This is a genomic window from Lutibacter oceani (assembly GCF_003384935.1).
Taxonomy (GTDB): Bacteria; Bacteroidota; Bacteroidia; order Flavobacteriales; family Flavobacteriaceae; genus Lutibacter; species Lutibacter oceani.
This window is the reverse complement of record NZ_QTTQ01000009.1, coordinates 390595-408945: the sequence shown is the minus strand read 5'-3', so window position 1 is coordinate 408945 and position 18351 is coordinate 390595. Positions and strand designations below refer to the sequence as shown.

Below are 18351 nucleotides of genomic sequence, written 5' to 3'. Positions count from 1 at the left end.
ATGAAAGGAATAATTTTAGCAGGAGGCTCAGGAACGCGATTATATCCAATTACAAAAGGTACGTCAAAGCAATTATTGGCAATTTACGATAAGCCAATGATTTATTATCCACTTTCAATTTTAATGCTTGCAGGAATTACAGAAGTGTTGGTAATTTCAACGCCTCAAGATTTACCAAATTTCAAAAAATTATTAGGTGATGGAAAATCACTTGGAATGCAGTTTGAATATATTGAACAACCTTCACCTGATGGTTTAGCACAGGCCTTTATTTTAGGTGAAAAATTTATAGGGAATGATGATGTTTGTCTTATTTTAGGCGACAATATTTTTTATGGAGCAAGTATTGAAAAACATTTGAATGATGCGGTTAAGACTGTTAAAGATCATAAAAAAGCATCCATTTTTGGCTATTATGTACAAGATCCTGAAAGATATGGTGTTGCTGAATTTGATAAAAATAAAAATGTATTAAGTATTGAGGAAAAACCTGAAATTCCAAAAAGTAATTTTGCTGTTGTAGGCTTGTATTTTTATCCAAACAATGTTGTTGAAATTGCTAAAAATATAAAACCAAGTAAGCGCGGTGAATTAGAAATAACAACTGTTAATCAGACTTATTTATCACAAAATAATTTAAAATTAGAGGTTCTAGGAAGAGGCTACGCATGGTTAGATACCGGTACGGAAGATTCATTATTAGAGGCTTCAAATTTTATACAAACTATAGAAAAAAGACAAGGTCTAAAAATTGCGTGTATTGAAGAAATTGCTTTTGAAAAAGGATATATCAATAAAGAACAATTACTTCTTTTAGCAGCTGAATATAAAAATAATAGTTACGGACAGTACTTGTTGCGTATAGCAAACTCAAAATAATTTGGAATTTATAAGAACTGAAATACCAGAAGTAGTATTGTGTAAACCAACAATTTTTAAAGATGAACGTGGTTATTTTTACGAGGTTTTTAAAAAAGAAAGTTTCGAAAAATTTGTTGGTTATTCAGTAGATTTTTGTCAAGATAATGAAGCCAAATCTTCAAAAGGAGTTTTAAGAGGGTTGCATTATCAATTACCACCTTTTGCACAATCTAAATTGGTTAGAGTTATAAAAGGAAAAGTGTTGGACGTAGTTGTTGATATTAGAAAAGGTTCAAAAACTTTTGGTAAATCGGTAGTTGTTGAGTTAAGTGAAGAAAATAAATACCAACTTTTTGTTCCGCAGGGTTTTGCACATGGATATGTTACATTAAGCGAAGAAGCTATATTTTGTTATAAAGTTGATAATTATTATAATAAAGAATCGGAGCGAGGTATCATTTTTAACGATGAAACCTTAAATATTGACTGGAAATTTACTGTTGAAGATTTAATTATTTCTGAAAAAGACAAATTACAACCTACATTAAAAAATGCTGATTTGTTTGAACCAAACTTTAAATTGAATGCTTAATATTTTAGTTACAGGGGCAAACGGACAACTAGGTTCAGCTTTAAAAAATTTGGAACAAAACTATTCAAATTACACCTGTTATTTTACTGATAAAAATGAATTGGATATTGCCAAAGCGAACGCTATTCAAGAGTTTGTTTCAGAAAATAAAATTCAAGTTATTATAAATTGTGCAGCTTATACAAATGTTGATAAAGCTGAAGACGAATTTAATTTAGCAAATGAAATAAATAATATAGCAGTAGAAAATTTAGGAATTATATCAAAAAAAAATCAACTAAAATTAATTCATATTTCAACCGATTATGTGTTTAACGGCACATCAGAAAAACCGTATGTTGAAACCGATAAAACAAATCCAACAAATACTTACGGAGTAACAAAATTAAAAGGTGAAGAGGCTTTAAAAAAAATAAATCCAGAGAATACAATAATTATCAGAACTTCATGGCTGTATTCATTATATGGAAGTAATTTTGTAAAAACCATGCTAAAACTTGGGAAAGAAAAAAAATCAATAAAAGTTGTTTCAGATCAAGTAGGTTCACCTACAAATGCAACGGATTTAGCTAATGTAATTTTACAAATAATACCCTTTATACAAACTAAAGGGGTGGAAATTTACCATTATTCAAATAGTGGAGTTTGCAGTTGGTTTCAGTTTGCCCAGGAGATTATGAAAATTTCAAAAAGCAAATGTAAGGTGGAACCTATCTTATCAAAAGATTATAAATCAAAAGCAACAAGACCAAATTTTAGTATTTTAAATACTGAAAAAATTCAAAAAACGTTTAATGTTGAAGTTCCTGAATGGAAAATAGCTTTAAGGAATTGTATTCAATAAAAAATTAAAAAAATGAAATCAATATTAGTTACAGGAGGAGCAGGATTTATCGGCTCAAATTTAGTAGAATATTTAATTGATAAATATCCCGATTATAAAATTGTGGTAGTAGATTCATTAACGTATGCTGGTGATATTGATAATTTGGATGCTGTAAAAAATTCAAAAAATTTCACTTTTGTTAATGGTAATATTTGCGATAGAGATTTAATGGAGCGCGTATTTCATCATTATATTGTTCATGGAGTTATTCATTTGGCTGCGGAATCACATGTGGATAATTCAATTAATGAACCAGATATTTTTATTGAAACCAATGTAAAAGGAACATTTACGTTAATTGATGTTGCATATAAATACTGGATGGAAAAACCATTTGTATTTAAAAATGGATTCGAAAATGCTAGATTTTTACATGTATCAACGGATGAGGTTTATGGAACTTTAGGAGAAACAGGTTTGTTTACCGAAACAACTCCTTACGCGCCTAATTCACCATACAGTGCTTCAAAAGCAAGTAGCGATTTAATTGTACGTAGCTATTTTCATACCTACGGAATGCATACTGTTATAACAAATTGTTCCAATAATTACGGACCAAAACAGCACGATGAAAAATTGATTCCAACAGTTATTAGAAAAGCGCTTGCAGGTGAAGCCATTCCAATTTATGGTGATGGGAAAAATATTAGAGATTGGTTGTATGTAAAAGATCATTGTACTGGAATAGACTTGGCATTTCATAAAGGAAAAAGTGGCGAAGTTTATAATATTGGAGGTAAAAATGAACGAAACAATAATTATATAGCTGAAAAGATTTGTGAATTATTGGATACGCTTGTTCCATTAGAAAATAAGAGTTATAAAAATCAGATTACCTATGTTGAAGATAGAGCAGGGCACGATTTTAGATATGCAATTGATGCAAGTAAAATTGAAAATGAATTGGGTTGGAAAGCTGCTGAAAATTTTGAAACAGGCATTTTAAAAACGGTAAAGTGGTACGTAAAAAAATATAAAAAATAAGTACAGGCTAAGCCTAACCTTTCCTGAGCTTGGTTGAAGTCATAAAGTGTTTTGTTACTAAGCCTAGCCTGTTCTGAGCTTAGTCGAAGGGTCGAAGTGTATATTAAGGAAAGTTGAATAAAAATTAAAATGAAGAAAGAATACATTAAAAATAACAAAATATTGGTTACGGGTGGAGCTGGTTTTATCGGTTCAAATTTATGTGAATCTTTATTGGAGTTGGATAACGAAGTTGTTTGCTTAGATAATTTTTCAACAGGAAAAAGAACCAATATTCAGCACTTGTTTAAGAATCCAAAATTTCAATTGTTGGAAGGAGATATTAGAAACCTGAACAATTGTAAAAATGCATGTGATGGAGTGGATTTTGTGTTGCATCAGGCAGCATTGGGTTCAGTGCCGCGTTCTATTGAAGATCCAATTACAACAAATGATGTAAATACATCAGGGTTTTTAAACATGTTAGTTGCAGCTCGAGATGCTAAAGTAAAAAGATTTGTATATGCTGCAAGTTCTTCAACGTATGGAGATTCAAAAGAGCTTCCTAAAGTGGAAGATACTATAGGAAAACCTTTATCACCTTATGCTATTACTAAATATGTAAACGAATTATACGCTACTATTTTTAACAGCACCTATGGGCTAAATACCATTGGTTTAAGATACTTTAATGTTTTTGGTAAAAGACAAGATCCAAATGGGGCTTATGCTGCTGTAATACCAAAATTTGTAATGCAGTTTATGAAATATGAATCGCCTGTAATAAACGGTGATGGAGCGTTTTCAAGAGATTTTACCTTTATTGATAATGTGGTTCAAATGAATTTGTTAGCTATAAGTTCTAACAATCCAAAAGCATTAAATCAAGTTTACAATGTTGCTTTCGGAGCGCGTACCACGTTAAATGAATTAGTTACTTTATTAAGATCAAAACTAGCTAAATTTGATGCTAAAATTGGAGATGTAAATATTGAATATGGTCCAAATAGAATTGGAGACATACCACATTCTCTAGCTTCAATAGAGAAAGCAAAAAAATTATTGGGCTATCATCCAGAGTTCTCTTTTGAAAAAGGATTAGAAGAAGCAGTAAATTGGTATTGGGAAAATTTATAATTATTTTTTATGAACAAAGAAATTAAAATAGCAATTATTGGTTTAGGGTATGTTGGATTGCCTTTAGCAAGGCTTTTTGCAACAAAATACAATGTAATTGGTTTTGATATTAATAAGGAAAGAGTAGCTGAACTAAGAAAGGGAATTGATACCACTTTGGAAGTTGAAAACGAGGTATTGCAAAAGGTATTAGTTGAAAATCCAAATCATAAAAAAGGACTTTTTTGTTCAACTTCCATAGAAGATATAAAAGATTGTAATTATTATATTGTTACTGTTCCAACTCCAGTTGATAAAAATAATAAACCGGATTTAACGCCACTTATAAAATCGAGTGAAACTGTTGGCAGTATTTTAAAGCAAAATGATATAGTAATTTACGAATCTACGGTATATCCGGGAGCAACTGAAGAAGTTTGTATTCCAATTTTAGAAAAAAATTCTGGGTTAATTTATAATAAACATTTTTATGCTGGGTATTCGCCAGAACGTATTAACCCTGGAGATAAAGAACATACTGTTGAAAAAATATTAAAAGTTACCTCAGGTTCAATACCTGAAATTGGCGAAAAAGTGAACAATTTATATGCATCGGTAATTACAGCTGGAACGCATTTAGCACCATCAATTAAAGTGGCCGAAGCTGCTAAAGTTATTGAAAATTCCCAACGTGATATTAATATTGCTTTTGTAAACGAATTAGCGAAAATTTTCAATTTATTAAATATTGACACACAAGCTGTTTTAGAGGCTGCCGGTACAAAATGGAATTTTTTACCTTTTAAACCCGGTTTGGTTGGTGGACATTGTATAGGTGTTGATCCTTATTATTTAGCACAAAAAGCACAAGAAGTTGGTTACCATCCTGAAATTATTTTGGCAGGTAGAAGAATGAATGACAGTATGGGTAATTACGTAGCATCAGAAGTGGTAAAATTATTAGTGCAAAAAGACATAAAAGTTAAAAATGCACGAATTTTAGTTTTGGGAATTACATTTAAAGAAAATTGCCCGGATGTTAGAAATACCAAAGTGGTTGATGTAATTGCTAATTTAGAGGAATTTGGAACTGAAGTAACAATTTTTGACCCATGGGCAGATATTTCAGAAGTGAAAAATGAATATAGTCTTGAAACTGTTCGCTACATGCCACAAAATAAATTTGATGGTATTGTACTGGCAGTTTCACATAAAGAATTTTTAGAAATAGATTTTGAAAAACATTTGAATCCTAACGGAATTATTTATGATGTAAAAGGATTTTTAAATTGTAAGGTGCAAGGGAAGTTGTAGTGAAGTGAGTAGTGAAGAGTGAGAAGTGAGAAGTGAGAGGTGAGAAGTGAAGCGTGAGAAGTGAGAGGTGAAGAGTGAGAAGTAAAGAGTGAGAAGTGAAGCAATCTGCTCTTTAAGAATGAGATTACCACGTTGCTAGTACTCCTCGTAATGACAAGAAATAGAATTGAAAAGTTTTCGACAAGCTCAGACTGACAAAAAAGAAATGAGAAAATAGAAGTTATATTGAAAAAGTCAATTTCGAAAAAATATTAATAGAAATAATAAGTTTGCAAAAAAGAATAAGTGCATTTAGAAATAGTTTAATGCAGAAGAACTAAGAAACTAAGGCTAATAACTTAATTAAAGAAGTCTTAATTTAAGTAAAATAGAAATAAGTCTTCGTTTTGGTCAAAGTCATAGTTTAAGTAAAATAAAATAAAAATGAAAATAGTAGTTATTGGAACTGGTTATGTAGGGTTAGTATCAGGAACCTGTTTTTCAGAAATGGGAAACAAAGTTATTTGTGTAGATAACAATATTGAGAAAATTGAAAATCTTAAAAATGGAATTTTACCAATTTTTGAACCAGGTTTAGAACCATTAGTTTTAAAAAATGTTGAACGAGGAACTTTAAAATTTACAACCAATTTAGAAGCTGCATTAAGCGATTCTGAAATTGTTTTTATAGCAGTTGGTACACCAATGGGAGATGATGGTTCTGCAGACTTGCAATATGTGTTAAATGTTGCGCAAAGTATTGGTAAGCTAATGCAAAAAAGATTGATAATTGTAGATAAATCTACCGTGCCGGTTGGAACTGCTGATAAAGTAAAAGCCACTATTCAAAAAGAACTTGATAAAAGAGGTGTAGCAATTGAATTTGATATGATTTCAAATCCTGAATTTTTAAAAGAAGGTGCAGCTATTAACGATTTTATGAAACCGGATCGTGTAGTTATTGGTGCTGAAAATGAAAAAGCCTTGGAAAAAATGAAGCAGTTATATGCACCATTTTGCATGTCGTATGAAAGAATTATTGCCATGGATATTCGTTCGGCAGAAATGACCAAATATGCTGCAAATGCAATGCTGGCTACAAAAATCTCATTTATGAACGAAATAGCTAATATTTGCGAAAAAGTTGGAGCAGATGCAAACCAGGTGCGTATAGGAATTGGTTCAGATAATAGAATAGGATACGGATTTATTTATCCGGGATGCGGTTATGGTGGTTCTTGTTTTCCAAAAGATGTAAAAGCTTTAAAGAAAATTGCTGAAGACTATAATTACAATGCAAAATTAATTACTTCTGTAGAAGAGGTAAATGATGCTCAAAAATTGGTTATTGCTCAAAAAATTGTGAAAAAATATGGTGCTGATTTAACCGGTAAAGTATTTGCAATTTGGGGTTTGGCATTTAAACCGGGAACTGATGACATGCGTGAAGCACCGGCAATTTACATAATTAATGAACTCGTAAAAAGAGGTGCTAAAATTCAAGCCTATGATCCAAAAGCAATGGAAGAAGCAAAAATGTGCTATTTAAAAGGTGTTGAAAATGTTGATTATGTTACCTATAAGTATGATGCCTTAAAAAATGCTGATGCCATGCTATTATTAACAGAGTGGAAAGAATTTCGCTCACCTGATTTTGAGGAAATAAAAAAGCAACTTAAATCTCCAGTAATATTTGATGGTAGAAATCAGTACAATATTTTTAATTTAGAAGAAAAGGGATTTGAGTATTATCAGATAGGGAGGGCAGAGCGTTAATAAAATGTTCAATGAACATTTTTAGCGAATGAGCCAGCTTGCGCGTTGGAGCTATGGATTAAAAAGTCTTAGACAAGCTCAGACTGACAAAAAAGAAATAAAAAGAAATAAAAAGAAATAAAAAAGTGATAAAATTATTGGAAAATGATGGTATCCAGTCCATAACAGATTCATTAATACATAAAAGAATATGAAAAATTTCGCATTAATGGGAGCAAGTGGTTATATAGCACCACGCCATATGAAGGCAATTAAAGAAACAAACAATAATTTAGTTGCTGCTCTTGATAAATTTGATAGCGTTGGAATTATAGATAGTTTTTTCCCCAACGCTGATTTTTTTACAGAGTTTGAGCGTTTTGACCGTCATATTTCAAAATTAAAATATGAACAAAATACAAAGTTAGAATATGTAAGTATTTGCACACCTAATTATTTACATGATGCACATATTCGTTTTGCGTTAAGGCAAGGTGCAGATGCTATTTGTGAAAAACCATTGGTTTTAAATCCTTGGAATATAGATGCTTTGGCCCAAATTGAAAATGAAACAGGAAATAAAATATATAATATTTTACAGTTAAGAGTGCATCCAAGTATTATTGCTTTAAAAGAAAAAATTGATAAAGGACCAAAAGATAAAATATACGACATAGACTTAACCTATTTAACCTCACGGGGACATTGGTATTATACATCTTGGAAAGGAGATGTCTCAAAATCTGGTGGAATTGCAACTAATATTGGAGTGCACTTTTTTGATATGCTTTCCTGGATTTTTGGAGACCTTAAACAAAATACAGTACATATAAACACACACGATCGTTCAGCGGGTTATTTAGAATTTGAAAAAGCAAGGGTGCGTTGGTTTTTATCAATAAATTATGATGTGTTGCCGGACGAAATTAAAGCAAAAGGTCAAACAACCTACCGTTCTATAACTATTGAGGGTGAAGAATTGGAATTTAGTGGCGGTTTTACCGATTTACACACTGTTTCATATCAAGAGATTATTGCCGGAAAAGGTTATGGTTTGGAAGCTCCGCGTCAGGCAATTGAAATTGTGCATGAAATTCGCCATGCAGATCCAATTGGTGCTAAAGGAGATTTTCATCCTTTTGTAAAAAAACCATTGGCAAAGCATCCGTTTGAGAAGTAAAGTGTTTGAAGTGAGAAGTGAGAAGTGAAAAGTGAGAAGTAAATCAACCCGTCATTGCGATTGGAACGTAGTGGAGTGAAGCAATCTGTAAATTAATAATTAAAACTAACTTTTTGAATCTATTCATAAGATTGCCGCAGTTGTGTTTTCATAACATTCAAATACTCTCTCGCACCGTCATTGCGATTGGAACGTAGTGTAGGCAAGCAATCTGCTCTTTAAGAGTGAGATTACTTCGTCGCTAATGCTCCTCGTAATGATAAGAAATAGGAATTGAAAAGTCTTCGACAAGTTCAGACTGATAGAAAGAAATGAGTAACGAGAACTAAAACTAAAGCGAACTGTTACACAGAGTCCATCCTGTCCTGAGGATAGTCTAAGGGTTGAAGTGCTTAGTTAAAGTTTAAAGTAAATTAATGAATAATGAATAAGAATTTAGAAATAGCAATTAAGGCTTCAATTGCAGCAGGGCAGGAAATAATGAATGTGTACAATTCAGATTTTGATGTTGAGTTTAAAGAAGATAAATCACCCTTAACGGAAGCAGACAAAAAAGCGAATGCTATTATTAATTCATTTTTAATTCCAACAGAAATTCCTATTATTAGTGAGGAAAATAAACAATTAGATTATTCAGAACGAAAAAACTGGAAGTTGTGCTGGATTGTTGACCCATTAGATGGTACGAAAGAATTTATAAAAAGAAATGGAGAGTTTACCGTAAATATTGCTTTAGTAGCCCATGGTAAACCAATATTAGGTGTTATTTATGTGCCAGTTACAAAAGAATTGTATGTTGGTAATGTACAAAAGGAAACTGCTTTTAAAACTGTTATTGAAAATACATCTTATAATTTTGACAAAATAGTAGAAAAATCTAAAAAATTACAGCCTTTAAATAAAGTACAAGATGTAATAAGAATTGTAGGTAGTCGTTCTCATATGAGTAAAGAAACACTGGATTTTATGGAAAAGGTTAAAATACAGCGCAAAAAAGAGTCGAAAATCATTTCAAAAGGAAGCTCTTTAAAATTTTGCATACTAGCAGAAGGTTTGGCAGATATTTATCCTAGATTTGCACCCACAATGGAATGGGATACTGCTGCAGGTCAGGCAATCTGCAATGCATCAGGAATAAAAGTAATTGCACTTGATACTAAAAATGAGTTGTGTTATAATAAAGAAAATTTGTTAAATCCTTGGTTTATTTGTAATTATGAAGGAGAATTCTAAAAAGAAGCATCTATTAAAAACAATTTCGTGGAGGTTTTTGGCAACATTTACCACTGTAGTATTGGCTTGGATAATTTCTGGTGATCCAATGATTGGATTGGCAGTTGGTGGTTGGGAGTTTTTTTTGAAAATGATATTGTATTATTTACATGAAAGAGTTTGGTATAAAATAACGTTTAAAAAAAATGAAACTTAAAAAATGAGTAAGGAGAATATTAAAAAACATCATTTTAAAGTTACCAGAAAAGAAAGACAGCAATTGAATGGACATAATTCTTTTTTAATTTGGATAACGGGTTTATCAGGTTCTGGAAAATCAACCATTGCAAACGGGTTGGAAGAATATTTACATAAAATAGGAGTGAGAACCTATGTATTAGATGGAGACAATATAAGACATGGGATTAATGATAATTTAACATTTAGTCCTGAAGATAGGTCGGAAAACATTAGAAGAATTGGGGAGATTTCAAAATTATTTATTGATGCTGGTTGTGTGGTTATAGGAACTTTTATTTCACCTTACCAAAAAGACAGGCAAAAAGTAAAGCGAATTGTAGCACCTTCAAACTTTGTGGAAGTTTTTGTTAATACTTCTATTGAAGAATGTGAAAGAAGGGATGTGAAAGGTTTGTATAAAAAAGCAAGAAGTGGTGAAATTCCAAATTTTACAGGAATCAGTGCTCCCTATGAAGCACCTGAAAATGCAGATATTGAAATAAAAACAGAAACTGAAGATATAGAAGAAGCTATTTTTAAAATTGCAGATTTTATAAAAGAGAAGTTAAAATACAATGAGTAAATATTATTTAAGTTATTTAGAAGAATTAGAAAGCGAAGCTATTTTTGTGTTACGTGAAGTTTGGGCGCAATTTCAAAATCCTGTAATTTTATTTTCAGGAGGGAAAGATTCTATTGTAGTTACTCATTTGGCAAAAAAAGCATTTTACCCAGCTAAAATTCCATTTTCTTTAATGCATGTTGATACGGGGCATAATTTTTCAGAAACAATTCAATTTAGAGATAATTTAGTAGCAGAATTAGGTGCAAATTTAATTGTTGGTTCAGTTCAAGAAGCTATAAATGATGGAAGAGTTGCCGAAGAAAAAGGTAAAAATGCAACCAGAAATGAGCTGCAAATTACAACGCTGTTGGATGCTATTGAAGATAATAAGGTAGATTGTGCTATAGGTGGTGGAAGACGTGATGAAGAGAAAGCGCGGGCAAAAGAACGTTTTTTCTCCCATCGTGATGAATTTGGGCAATGGGATCCTAAAAATCAGCGTCCGGAATTATGGAATATTTTTAACGGAAGTCATTTTCAGGGAGAGCATTTTAGGGTATTTCCTATTAGTAACTGGACAGAAATGGATGTTTGGAATTATATTGCCAAAGAAAACATTAAAATTCCATCCTTATATTTTGCACATGAAAGAGAAGTGGTTTGGAAAAACGATTCGTGGATTCCAAATTCTGAATTTTTAATTTTAGATGAAAATGATAAAATTGAAGTAAAAAAAATACGATTTAGAACTTTAGGCGATATTACAATTACAGGAGGTATTGAATCTGATGCAGATACTGTTGATAAAATAGCTTTGGAAGTTGCAGCCATGCGAAAAACAGAAAGAGGAAATAGAACCGATGACAAACGTTCTGAAAGTTCTATGGAAGACAGAAAAAGGCAAGGGTATTTTTAATATTGAAAAGTTGCGAAATTGTAAAACTGTAAAGTTGCATGTATAAGTTTTATTTTGAAAAATTAGAGGTTTGGAAAAATACTCGCGTATTTGTAAAAGAAGTATATAAAGTTACAGAAACGTTTCCTGCAAATGAACAATTCGGAATTACAAATCAAGTTCGAAGAGCATCTTTAAATATAACCGCTAATATTGCAGAGGGGTTTTCTAGACAATCAAACAAAGAAAAATCTAGATTTATAAATATTGCATATAGTTCAAGTTGGGAAATAATTAATTTCTTGGTATTGTCTAAAGATTTAAATTTTCTATTCGAAAAAGAGTACATAAAATTAAGAACTGATATTGAGTAAATATCAAATCAATTAAATGCATTATATAAAAAATTAAATAAAACTGAGAATTCATAACACATTATAACCGTTTTACAATTTTACAGTTTTACGATTAACAAAATAAAAATGTTAGATAAAAACCAATTACTAAGATTCACAACCGCAGGTAGTGTAGATGATGGAAAAAGCACCTTAATTGGTCGTTTGTTGTACGATTCAAAATCAATATTTGAAGATCAACTGGACGCTATTGAAGCTACAAGTAAACGAAGAGGACATGAGGGTGTGGATTTAGCTTTGTTTACAGATGGATTAAGAGATGAAAGGGAACAGGGAATTACCATAGATGTAGCCTACAGATATTTTACAACACCAAAACGAAAATTTATTATTGCTGATACTCCAGGTCATATACAATATACCAGAAATATGGTTACGGGAGCATCTACGGCAAATGCAGCTATCATTTTAATTGATGCTAGGCATGGAGTGATAGAACAAACTAAAAGACACTCTTTTATTGCATCATTATTGCAAATACCGCATATAATTGTGTGTATTAATAAAATGGATTTAGTTGATTATAATGAGGAACGCTTTAATGAAATTATGACAGCCTATGAAGAAATTTCTTCAAAAATGTTAATTAAAGATGTACGTTATATTCCAATTAGTGCTTTAAAAGGAGATAATGTGGTAAACAGATCACAAAATATGGATTGGTATAGCGGGGCACCTTTATTAAATGTGTTGGAAACCTTACATATTAGTAGTGATATTAATAAAATTGATGCACGTTTTCCTGTGCAAACGGTTATTAGGCCACAAAATGATACACATAGAGATTATAGAGGGTATGCCGGCAGAATTGCTAGTGGTATTTTTAAACCGGGACAAGAAATTGTGGTATTGCCATCAGGTTTTACATCTGTAATTAAATCTATTGATACATTTTCGGGTAGCTTGCAGGAAGCTTTCGCACCAATGTCGGTAGTTATTACTTTAGAAGATGATATTGATGTAAGTAGAGGAGATTTAATTGCTAAGAAAAATAATATGCCTCAAGTTTCTCAGGATATTGATGTAATGTTATGTTGGTTTAACAATTCGCCTGCAAAACCGCGCGCAAAATATAAAATTCAGCATACTTCAAATGAGCAAAAAGCACTTATAAAAGAAGTGGTATATAAAGTAAATATTGATACCTACGAGCGTGATATAGAAGACAAGGAATTAACAATGAATGCAATTTGTAGAGTAAAAATAAGAACTACCAAACCGTTAATGATAGATGCTTACAGAACAAACAGAACCACGGGAAGTATTATTTTAGTTGATGAAACTACCAACGAAACTGTTGCCGCTGGTATGATTGTATAAAACCAACGCGTTACGCTGAACTTGTTTCAATCCAATCCGTTATGCTGAACTTGTTTCAATGCAATCCATCTCGGAACGTCATGCTGAACTCGTTTCAATGCAATCCATCTCGGAACGTCATGCTGAACTTGTTTCAGCATCTGCTTCTTTTGAGTTTCCATTGCCAGTTTGTATTGAGATCTATTTCAAAAGATCCCGAACTGAATTCGGGATGACGTTCTTTATCGTCATTGCGAAGCGATAGCTGTGGCAATCTGTTTCAAAAGTGCAGATTACTTCGTCGTACCTCCTCGTAATGACGAATACATCGTTATGTTTATGGGTACGTCATGCTGAACTCGTTTCAGCATCTGTTTCTTTTGAGTTTCCATTTTAGTTTGTATTGAGATCTGTTTCATGAGATCCCGAACTAAATTCGGGATGACGTTCGGTTGCGTCATGCTGAACTTGATTCAGCATCTGCTTCTTTTGAGTTTCCATTGCCAGTTTGTATTGAGTTCTGTTTCAAAAGATCCCGAACTAAATTCGGGATGACGTTCTTTATCGTCATTGCGAAGCGATAGCTGTGGCAATCTGTTTCAAAAAGTGCAGATTACTTCGTCGTACCTCCTCGTAATGACGAATACATCGTTATGTTTATGGGTACGTCATGCTGAACTTGATTCAGCATCTTTCAGTTAAGATTTTCCATTGCCAGTTTGTATTGAGATCTATTTCAAAAGATCCCGAACTAAATTCGGGATGACGCTCTTTATCGTCATTGCGAAGCGATAGCTGTGGCAATCTGTTTCAAAAAGTGCAGATTACTTCGTCGTACCTCCTCGTAATGACGAAACAAACCGTCATTGCGATTGGAACGCAGTGGAGTGAAGCAATCTGTAACTATTGAAATACAAACTTCCTTCTAAATAAACTTCACACAATCTTATCATAGTTATGTACGTTATAAAATTATATCTTTGCAAAAACATTTGAAACCCCTTAATCTTACCAAATGTTACTAATTAATAAAGAACCTTGAGCGATTTAAAACAAAAAGCATTATCCGGCGTATTTTGGTCTGCACTGCAACAATTTGGGAAACAAGGCATTGGCTTTGTGGTATCTGTTGTTTTAGCACGTTTATTGCTGCCTGAAGAATTTGGACTCATCGCCATGATTGGTATTTTTATGGGAATAGGTGCTTCCTTAATGGATGCGGGGCTTGGTTCGTCTTTAATTCGTACAAAAAATCCAACACAAGATGATTATTCTACAGTGTTTTATTTCAATTTAATTGGAAGTGTTGCAATGTATGTGTTGCTTTTTGCAACAGCACCCCTGATAGCTAATTTTTACGATCAAGAAATTTTAATTTCTATAATTAGGTGGTATGGTATTATTTTTATTATCAATGCTTTTGCAATGATTCAAAATACAAGATTGACCAAGCTTATGGATTTTAAAACACAAATGCAAATAGCACTTCCTTCAACCATTATTGGTGGGTTGGTTGGTATTATAATGGCATATTTAGGTTATGGAGTTTGGAGTTTGGTAGTGATGGCAATTATACAAGCAATTGCCAGTACCTTGCAATTGTGGTTTTATTCTAAATGGAAACCAGCCTGGATATTTAATAAAGAGAAATTTAAATACCATTTTAAGTATGGTTATAAATTAACCATGTCAGGTTTATTAAATATAGTTTTTGTAAATGTTTATACCATTATTATAGGAAAGTTTTTTGCACCCGCACAAGTAGGTTTTTACAATAGAGCTGATAGTTTAAAACAATTGCCTGTTAGTAATATAAGTGCTGTGCTTAATAAAGTAACCTTTCCCTTATTTGCAGAAATTAATGACGATACTGTTCGTTTAAAAAGGGTATATAAAAAAATTATGCAAATGGTAGTTTTTCTTGTTGCTCCTGTTTTGCTAATTATGGCGGTGTTAGCAGAACCCTTATTTCGGTTTTTATTTACTGAAAAATGGCTGCCAGCAGTACCTTATTTTCAAATTTTGTGTTGGAATGGAATTTTATTCCCAATACATTCGTATAATTTAACTATTTTAAATGTAAAAGGACGTAGTGATCTTTTTTTAAAACTGGAAATTATTAAAAAAATAATGATTGTACTAGTAGTTTTGGTTTCCTTCCAATTTGGTATTTATGGGTTGTTGTATGGTGCTGTATTTACGTCAGTTGTAGGGTTTTTTATCAATACTCATTATTCAGGGAAGTTTATAAACTACACCGCCTGGCAACAAATCAAAGATTTACTTCCTATTATTTTTATAGCTTTTGTTGCAAGTGTTTTTGTGTATTTTGAAGAGCTTTTTTTAAAAGATAAAATAAGCTATGATGCCCTCCGTTTGCTTATTGGTGGTTTGTTAGGCGGAGGAATATACTTACTTTTGGCTGTACTATTTAAAATGAGTTCTTTAACAGAATTAAAAAATATAATTAACAGAGAATGATAAACGTTACCAAAACATTTTTACCTCCAATTGAAGAATACCAGCAACAATTACAACGTATTTGGAAAAATGAATGGTTAACTAACCGTGGAGCATTGGTACAGGAATTAGAAGCTAATTTAAAGCAATACCTAAACGTTTCTACTATTATTTGTATGAATAATGGCACCATACCCTTACAAATTGCATTAAAGGTTTTAGGGAATAATGGAGAGATAATTACTACCCCATTTAGTTATGTGGCTTCAACAGCTACAATTGCTTGGGAACATTGCACCCCAGTTTTTGTGGATATACACCCCGAATATTTAACTATAGATGAAACCAAGATTGAAGCAGCCATCACTCCTAAAACAACCGCTATTTTAGCAACCCATGTATTTGGAAATCCTTGCCATGTGGAAGCTATTGAAGCCATTGCAAAAAAACACCAGTTAAAAGTAATTTACGATGCGGCACATTGTTTTGGGGTAACCTATAAAGGGAATTCATTATTTAATTACGGAGATATAAGTACCTGTAGTTTTCATGCTACTAAAATATTTCATACAGGTGAAGGGGGTGCCCTATTTTGTAATGATAAAAATTATGAATTACAAAGTTTTTACAGCCATAATTTTGGACATAAAAGTGCTACCGAATTTTATGGAATGGGAATTAATGGGAAACTTTCCGAGTTGCAAGCAGCTATGGGTTTGTCAGTATTGCCATATATGCATAAAATACTTAAAGGAAGAAAAAGAGTGGTGGCATATTATAATAAAAACTTAGATTTTTCTAAACTGGAAAAAATAAAGTTAAGAGCTGATACTAGTTGGAATTATAGCTACTATCCTATAATTTTTAAAACTGAAGCCGCCTTGTTAAAAGTGCAAAAGGCTTTAAATGAATCTCAAATATTTCCAAGGCGTTATTTTTATCCGTCTTTAAATACCTTAAATTATTCCGGTAAACAAAAAATGCCTATTTCTGAAAGTATAGCTGCTAGAATTGTATGCTTACCTTTATTTAAAAATCTAAACGAAACTGATTTAAAGTTAATTGTAAAATTAATTAATAAAAATTTGTAAAATGAAAATTGCTGTTATGCAACCTTATTTGTTTCCTTATATAGGATACTTTCAGCTAATAAATGCTGTTGATAAGTTTATAATCTATGATGATGTAAATTTTATTAAGCAAGGTTGGATAAATAGAAATCAAATTTTAGTACAAGGGGCTAAACAATTATTCACAGTTCCATTACAAAAACAAAGTTCTTTTTTAAAAATAAATGAGACTTTTATAAATGAGAAACAATTCGAAAAGTGGAAAGTTAAATTTTTGAAAACAATAGAACAATCCTATAAGAAAGCACCTTATTTTGAACAATTAAATCAGGTAATTAATAAAGTTTTATCAAATAATCATGATGAAATGCCAATTTCTAAATTAGCAACAAAAAGTCTATTAGAAATAACTAGTTTCTTGGGATTAAAAACCGAGTTTGTTTTAACTTCGTCTTTATTTGATAATGTTAACTTATCAGGACAAGAGAGAATATTAGATATTTGCAAAAAAGAACAAGCTGAGCAATACATTAACCTAATAGGTGGCATAGAACTCTATAATAAGCAAATATTTAAGCAACATGAGATTAAACTAAATTTTATTAATACAAAATCAATTTATTACAAACAATTTAATGATGACTTTGTTCCTTGGTTATCAATAATTGATATTTTAATGTTTAATTCTGTAGATGAAATTAGGAAAATGTTAAATCAATATACCTTAACTTAATGCAAAGAGTTGTAATACATAGTGTTCCTCGATCTGGATCTACTTGGTTAGGTTCAATTTTCGATTCTCATCAACATACAATTTATAAAATGCAACCTCTTTTCTCTTATGCATTTAAAGATATGTTGTCAGCAAATTCTACAAGTGAAGAAATAGATACGTTTTTTCTAGAATTAGAAAAATCAGATGATGATTTTTTAAATCAAACTGAAGGTAAAAATAGAGGTATTATTCCATCATTTAATAAAGATGTTCCTACTTCAATAATTTATAAGGAAGTGAGGTATCACAATATTCTTAATAATTTATTAGAAAAAGATGCTTCTATAAAAGTAATAGGTTTGGTGCGTAATCCTTTTAGTACGATATCATCTTGGCTAAAAGCACCAAAAGAATTTCGTGCAGATTTAGGGTGGGAAATTGAAAAAGAATGGAAAAATGCACCAAAGAAAAATTTAAATAAGATTGAAGAATTTAATGGTTTTGAAAAATGGAAAGAAGTAACTAAACTTTTTCTTTCTTTAAAAAAGGATAATCCAACACAGTTTTATTTATTAAAATATGAAAATTTACTTTCTAATAAAATGGAAGAAGTAAAGAAAATGTTTGAGTTTTGTGAATTAGAAATGCAACAGCAAACAATTGACTTTATAAATAAATCTTCTAGGGTGAATAACAGAGATGCTTATGCAGTTTTTAAAACAAAAAAGGATGATAAGCAATGGGAACAAGAATTACCACAATTTATAATTGATGAGATAAAACGAGATGTGGAATTTAAAGAATTAAATAAAATTTTTAAATGGATATAATGT

18 protein-coding genes are annotated in these 18351 nt (G+C 31.4%); all 18 read left to right on the top strand.

The window, feature by feature from the left end; translation table 11 throughout:
• Positions 1-879 carry a glucose-1-phosphate thymidylyltransferase RfbA gene (gene rfbA, locus BX611_RS01915; RefSeq protein WP_115877800.1) on the top strand — a complete coding sequence of 293 codons (879 nt, stop codon included), beginning with the start codon at positions 1-3 and terminating at the stop codon, positions 877-879.
• Between the two features lies 1 nt (position 880).
• Positions 881-1453, top strand: coding sequence for a dTDP-4-dehydrorhamnose 3,5-epimerase (gene rfbC / locus BX611_RS01910; RefSeq protein WP_115877799.1), 573 nt, complete (start codon positions 881-883; stop codon positions 1451-1453).
• Positions 1446-2297, top strand: coding sequence for a dTDP-4-dehydrorhamnose reductase (rfbD, locus tag BX611_RS01905; protein ID WP_115877798.1), 852 nt, complete (start codon positions 1446-1448; stop codon positions 2295-2297). Before rfbC ends, rfbD begins: the two co-directional genes overlap by 8 nt.
• Before the next feature lie 12 nt (positions 2298-2309).
• The gene (gene rfbB / locus BX611_RS01900) at positions 2310-3323 is read left to right on the top strand and encodes a dTDP-glucose 4,6-dehydratase (protein WP_115877797.1); all 1014 of its coding nucleotides are present in this window, start codon (positions 2310-2312) and stop codon (positions 3321-3323) included.
• Between the two features lie 129 nt (positions 3324-3452).
• Positions 3453-4439: an SDR family oxidoreductase gene (locus BX611_RS01895; RefSeq protein WP_115877796.1), complete on the top strand. Its 987-nt coding sequence runs from the start codon at positions 3453-3455 to the stop codon at positions 4437-4439.
• A gap of 9 nt (positions 4440-4448) precedes the next feature.
• Entirely contained in the window at positions 4449-5732 is a 1284-nt protein-coding gene (locus BX611_RS01890) for a nucleotide sugar dehydrogenase (protein ID WP_115877795.1), read from the top strand.
• Positions 5733-6155: 423 nt separating this feature from the next.
• Positions 6156-7487 carry a UDP-glucose dehydrogenase family protein gene (locus BX611_RS01885; RefSeq protein ID WP_115877794.1) on the top strand — a complete coding sequence of 444 codons (1332 nt, stop codon included), beginning with the start codon at positions 6156-6158 and terminating at the stop codon, positions 7485-7487.
• 190 nt (positions 7488-7677) lie between these two features.
• On the top strand, positions 7678-8646 hold the full coding sequence (locus BX611_RS01880) for a Gfo/Idh/MocA family protein (protein WP_115877793.1): 969 nt from the start codon (positions 7678-7680) through the stop codon (positions 8644-8646).
• Between the two features lie 423 nt (positions 8647-9069).
• Positions 9070-9879, top strand: a complete 810-nt coding sequence (cysQ, locus tag BX611_RS01875) for a 3'(2'),5'-bisphosphate nucleotidase CysQ (protein ID WP_115877792.1) — start codon at positions 9070-9072, stop codon at positions 9877-9879.
• Entirely contained in the window at positions 9863-10075 is a 213-nt protein-coding gene (locus tag BX611_RS01870; protein WP_115877791.1) for a DUF2061 domain-containing protein, read from the top strand. The genes cysQ and BX611_RS01870 overlap by 17 nt, the downstream gene beginning before the upstream one ends.
• A gap of 3 nt (positions 10076-10078) precedes the next feature.
• Complete coding sequence (gene cysC, locus BX611_RS01865) at positions 10079-10681, top strand: adenylyl-sulfate kinase (protein WP_115877790.1); 603 nt, start codon at positions 10079-10081, stop codon at positions 10679-10681.
• Positions 10674-11579 carry a sulfate adenylyltransferase subunit CysD gene (cysD, locus tag BX611_RS01860; RefSeq protein WP_115877789.1) on the top strand — a complete coding sequence of 302 codons (906 nt, stop codon included), beginning with the start codon at positions 10674-10676 and terminating at the stop codon, positions 11577-11579. Before cysC ends, cysD begins: the two co-directional genes overlap by 8 nt.
• 38 nt (positions 11580-11617) lie before the next feature.
• Complete coding sequence (locus BX611_RS01855) at positions 11618-11932, top strand: four helix bundle protein (protein WP_115877788.1); 315 nt, start codon at positions 11618-11620, stop codon at positions 11930-11932.
• A 108-nt stretch (positions 11933-12040) separates the two neighbouring features.
• Positions 12041-13294: a sulfate adenylyltransferase subunit 1 gene (locus BX611_RS01850; protein ID WP_115877787.1), complete on the top strand. Its 1254-nt coding sequence runs from the start codon at positions 12041-12043 to the stop codon at positions 13292-13294.
• Between the two features lie 1017 nt (positions 13295-14311).
• Positions 14312-15754: a lipopolysaccharide biosynthesis protein gene (locus BX611_RS01845; protein ID WP_115877786.1), complete on the top strand. Its 1443-nt coding sequence runs from the start codon at positions 14312-14314 to the stop codon at positions 15752-15754.
• Positions 15751-16824, top strand: coding sequence for a DegT/DnrJ/EryC1/StrS family aminotransferase (locus BX611_RS01840; protein ID WP_115877785.1), 1074 nt, complete (start codon positions 15751-15753; stop codon positions 16822-16824). The genes BX611_RS01845 and BX611_RS01840 overlap by 4 nt, the downstream gene beginning before the upstream one ends.
• Position 16825: 1 nt before the next feature.
• Positions 16826-17536, top strand: a complete 711-nt coding sequence (locus tag BX611_RS01835; RefSeq protein ID WP_115877784.1) for a WbqC family protein — start codon at positions 16826-16828, stop codon at positions 17534-17536.
• Positions 17536-18348, top strand: a complete 813-nt coding sequence (locus BX611_RS01830; RefSeq protein WP_115877783.1) for a sulfotransferase domain-containing protein — start codon at positions 17536-17538, stop codon at positions 18346-18348. Before BX611_RS01835 ends, BX611_RS01830 begins: the two co-directional genes overlap by 1 nt.
• The last annotated feature ends 3 nt before the right edge of the window (positions 18349-18351 follow it).

Coding starts and splice junctions, on each gene's coding strand:
- BX611_RS01885 (WP_115877794.1), top strand. CDS start 6,156: ATGAAAATAGTAGTTATTGGAACTGGTTATGTAGGGTTAGTATCAGGA.
- BX611_RS01880 (WP_115877793.1), top strand. CDS start 7,678: ATGAAAAATTTCGCATTAATGGGAGCAAGTGGTTATATAGCACCACGC.
- BX611_RS01870 (WP_115877791.1), top strand. CDS start 9,863: ATGAAGGAGAATTCTAAAAAGAAGCATCTATTAAAAACAATTTCGTGG.
- BX611_RS01855 (WP_115877788.1), top strand. CDS start 11,618: ATGTATAAGTTTTATTTTGAAAAATTAGAGGTTTGGAAAAATACTCGC.
- BX611_RS01835 (WP_115877784.1), top strand. CDS start 16,826: ATGAAAATTGCTGTTATGCAACCTTATTTGTTTCCTTATATAGGATAC.
- rfbA (WP_115877800.1), top strand. CDS start 1: ATGAAAGGAATAATTTTAGCAGGAGGCTCAGGAACGCGATTATATCCA.
- cysC (WP_115877790.1), top strand. CDS start 10,079: ATGAGTAAGGAGAATATTAAAAAACATCATTTTAAAGTTACCAGAAAA.
- BX611_RS01840 (WP_115877785.1), top strand. CDS start 15,751: ATGATAAACGTTACCAAAACATTTTTACCTCCAATTGAAGAATACCAG.
- rfbB (WP_115877797.1), top strand. CDS start 2,310: ATGAAATCAATATTAGTTACAGGAGGAGCAGGATTTATCGGCTCAAAT.
- BX611_RS01850 (WP_115877787.1), top strand. CDS start 12,041: ATGTTAGATAAAAACCAATTACTAAGATTCACAACCGCAGGTAGTGTA.
- BX611_RS01830 (WP_115877783.1), top strand. CDS start 17,536: ATGCAAAGAGTTGTAATACATAGTGTTCCTCGATCTGGATCTACTTGG.
- BX611_RS01895 (WP_115877796.1), top strand. CDS start 3,453: ATGAAGAAAGAATACATTAAAAATAACAAAATATTGGTTACGGGTGGA.
- rfbD (WP_115877798.1), top strand. CDS start 1,446: ATGCTTAATATTTTAGTTACAGGGGCAAACGGACAACTAGGTTCAGCT.
- cysQ (WP_115877792.1), top strand. CDS start 9,070: ATGAATAAGAATTTAGAAATAGCAATTAAGGCTTCAATTGCAGCAGGG.
- BX611_RS01890 (WP_115877795.1), top strand. CDS start 4,449: ATGAACAAAGAAATTAAAATAGCAATTATTGGTTTAGGGTATGTTGGA.
- cysD (WP_115877789.1), top strand. CDS start 10,674: ATGAGTAAATATTATTTAAGTTATTTAGAAGAATTAGAAAGCGAAGCT.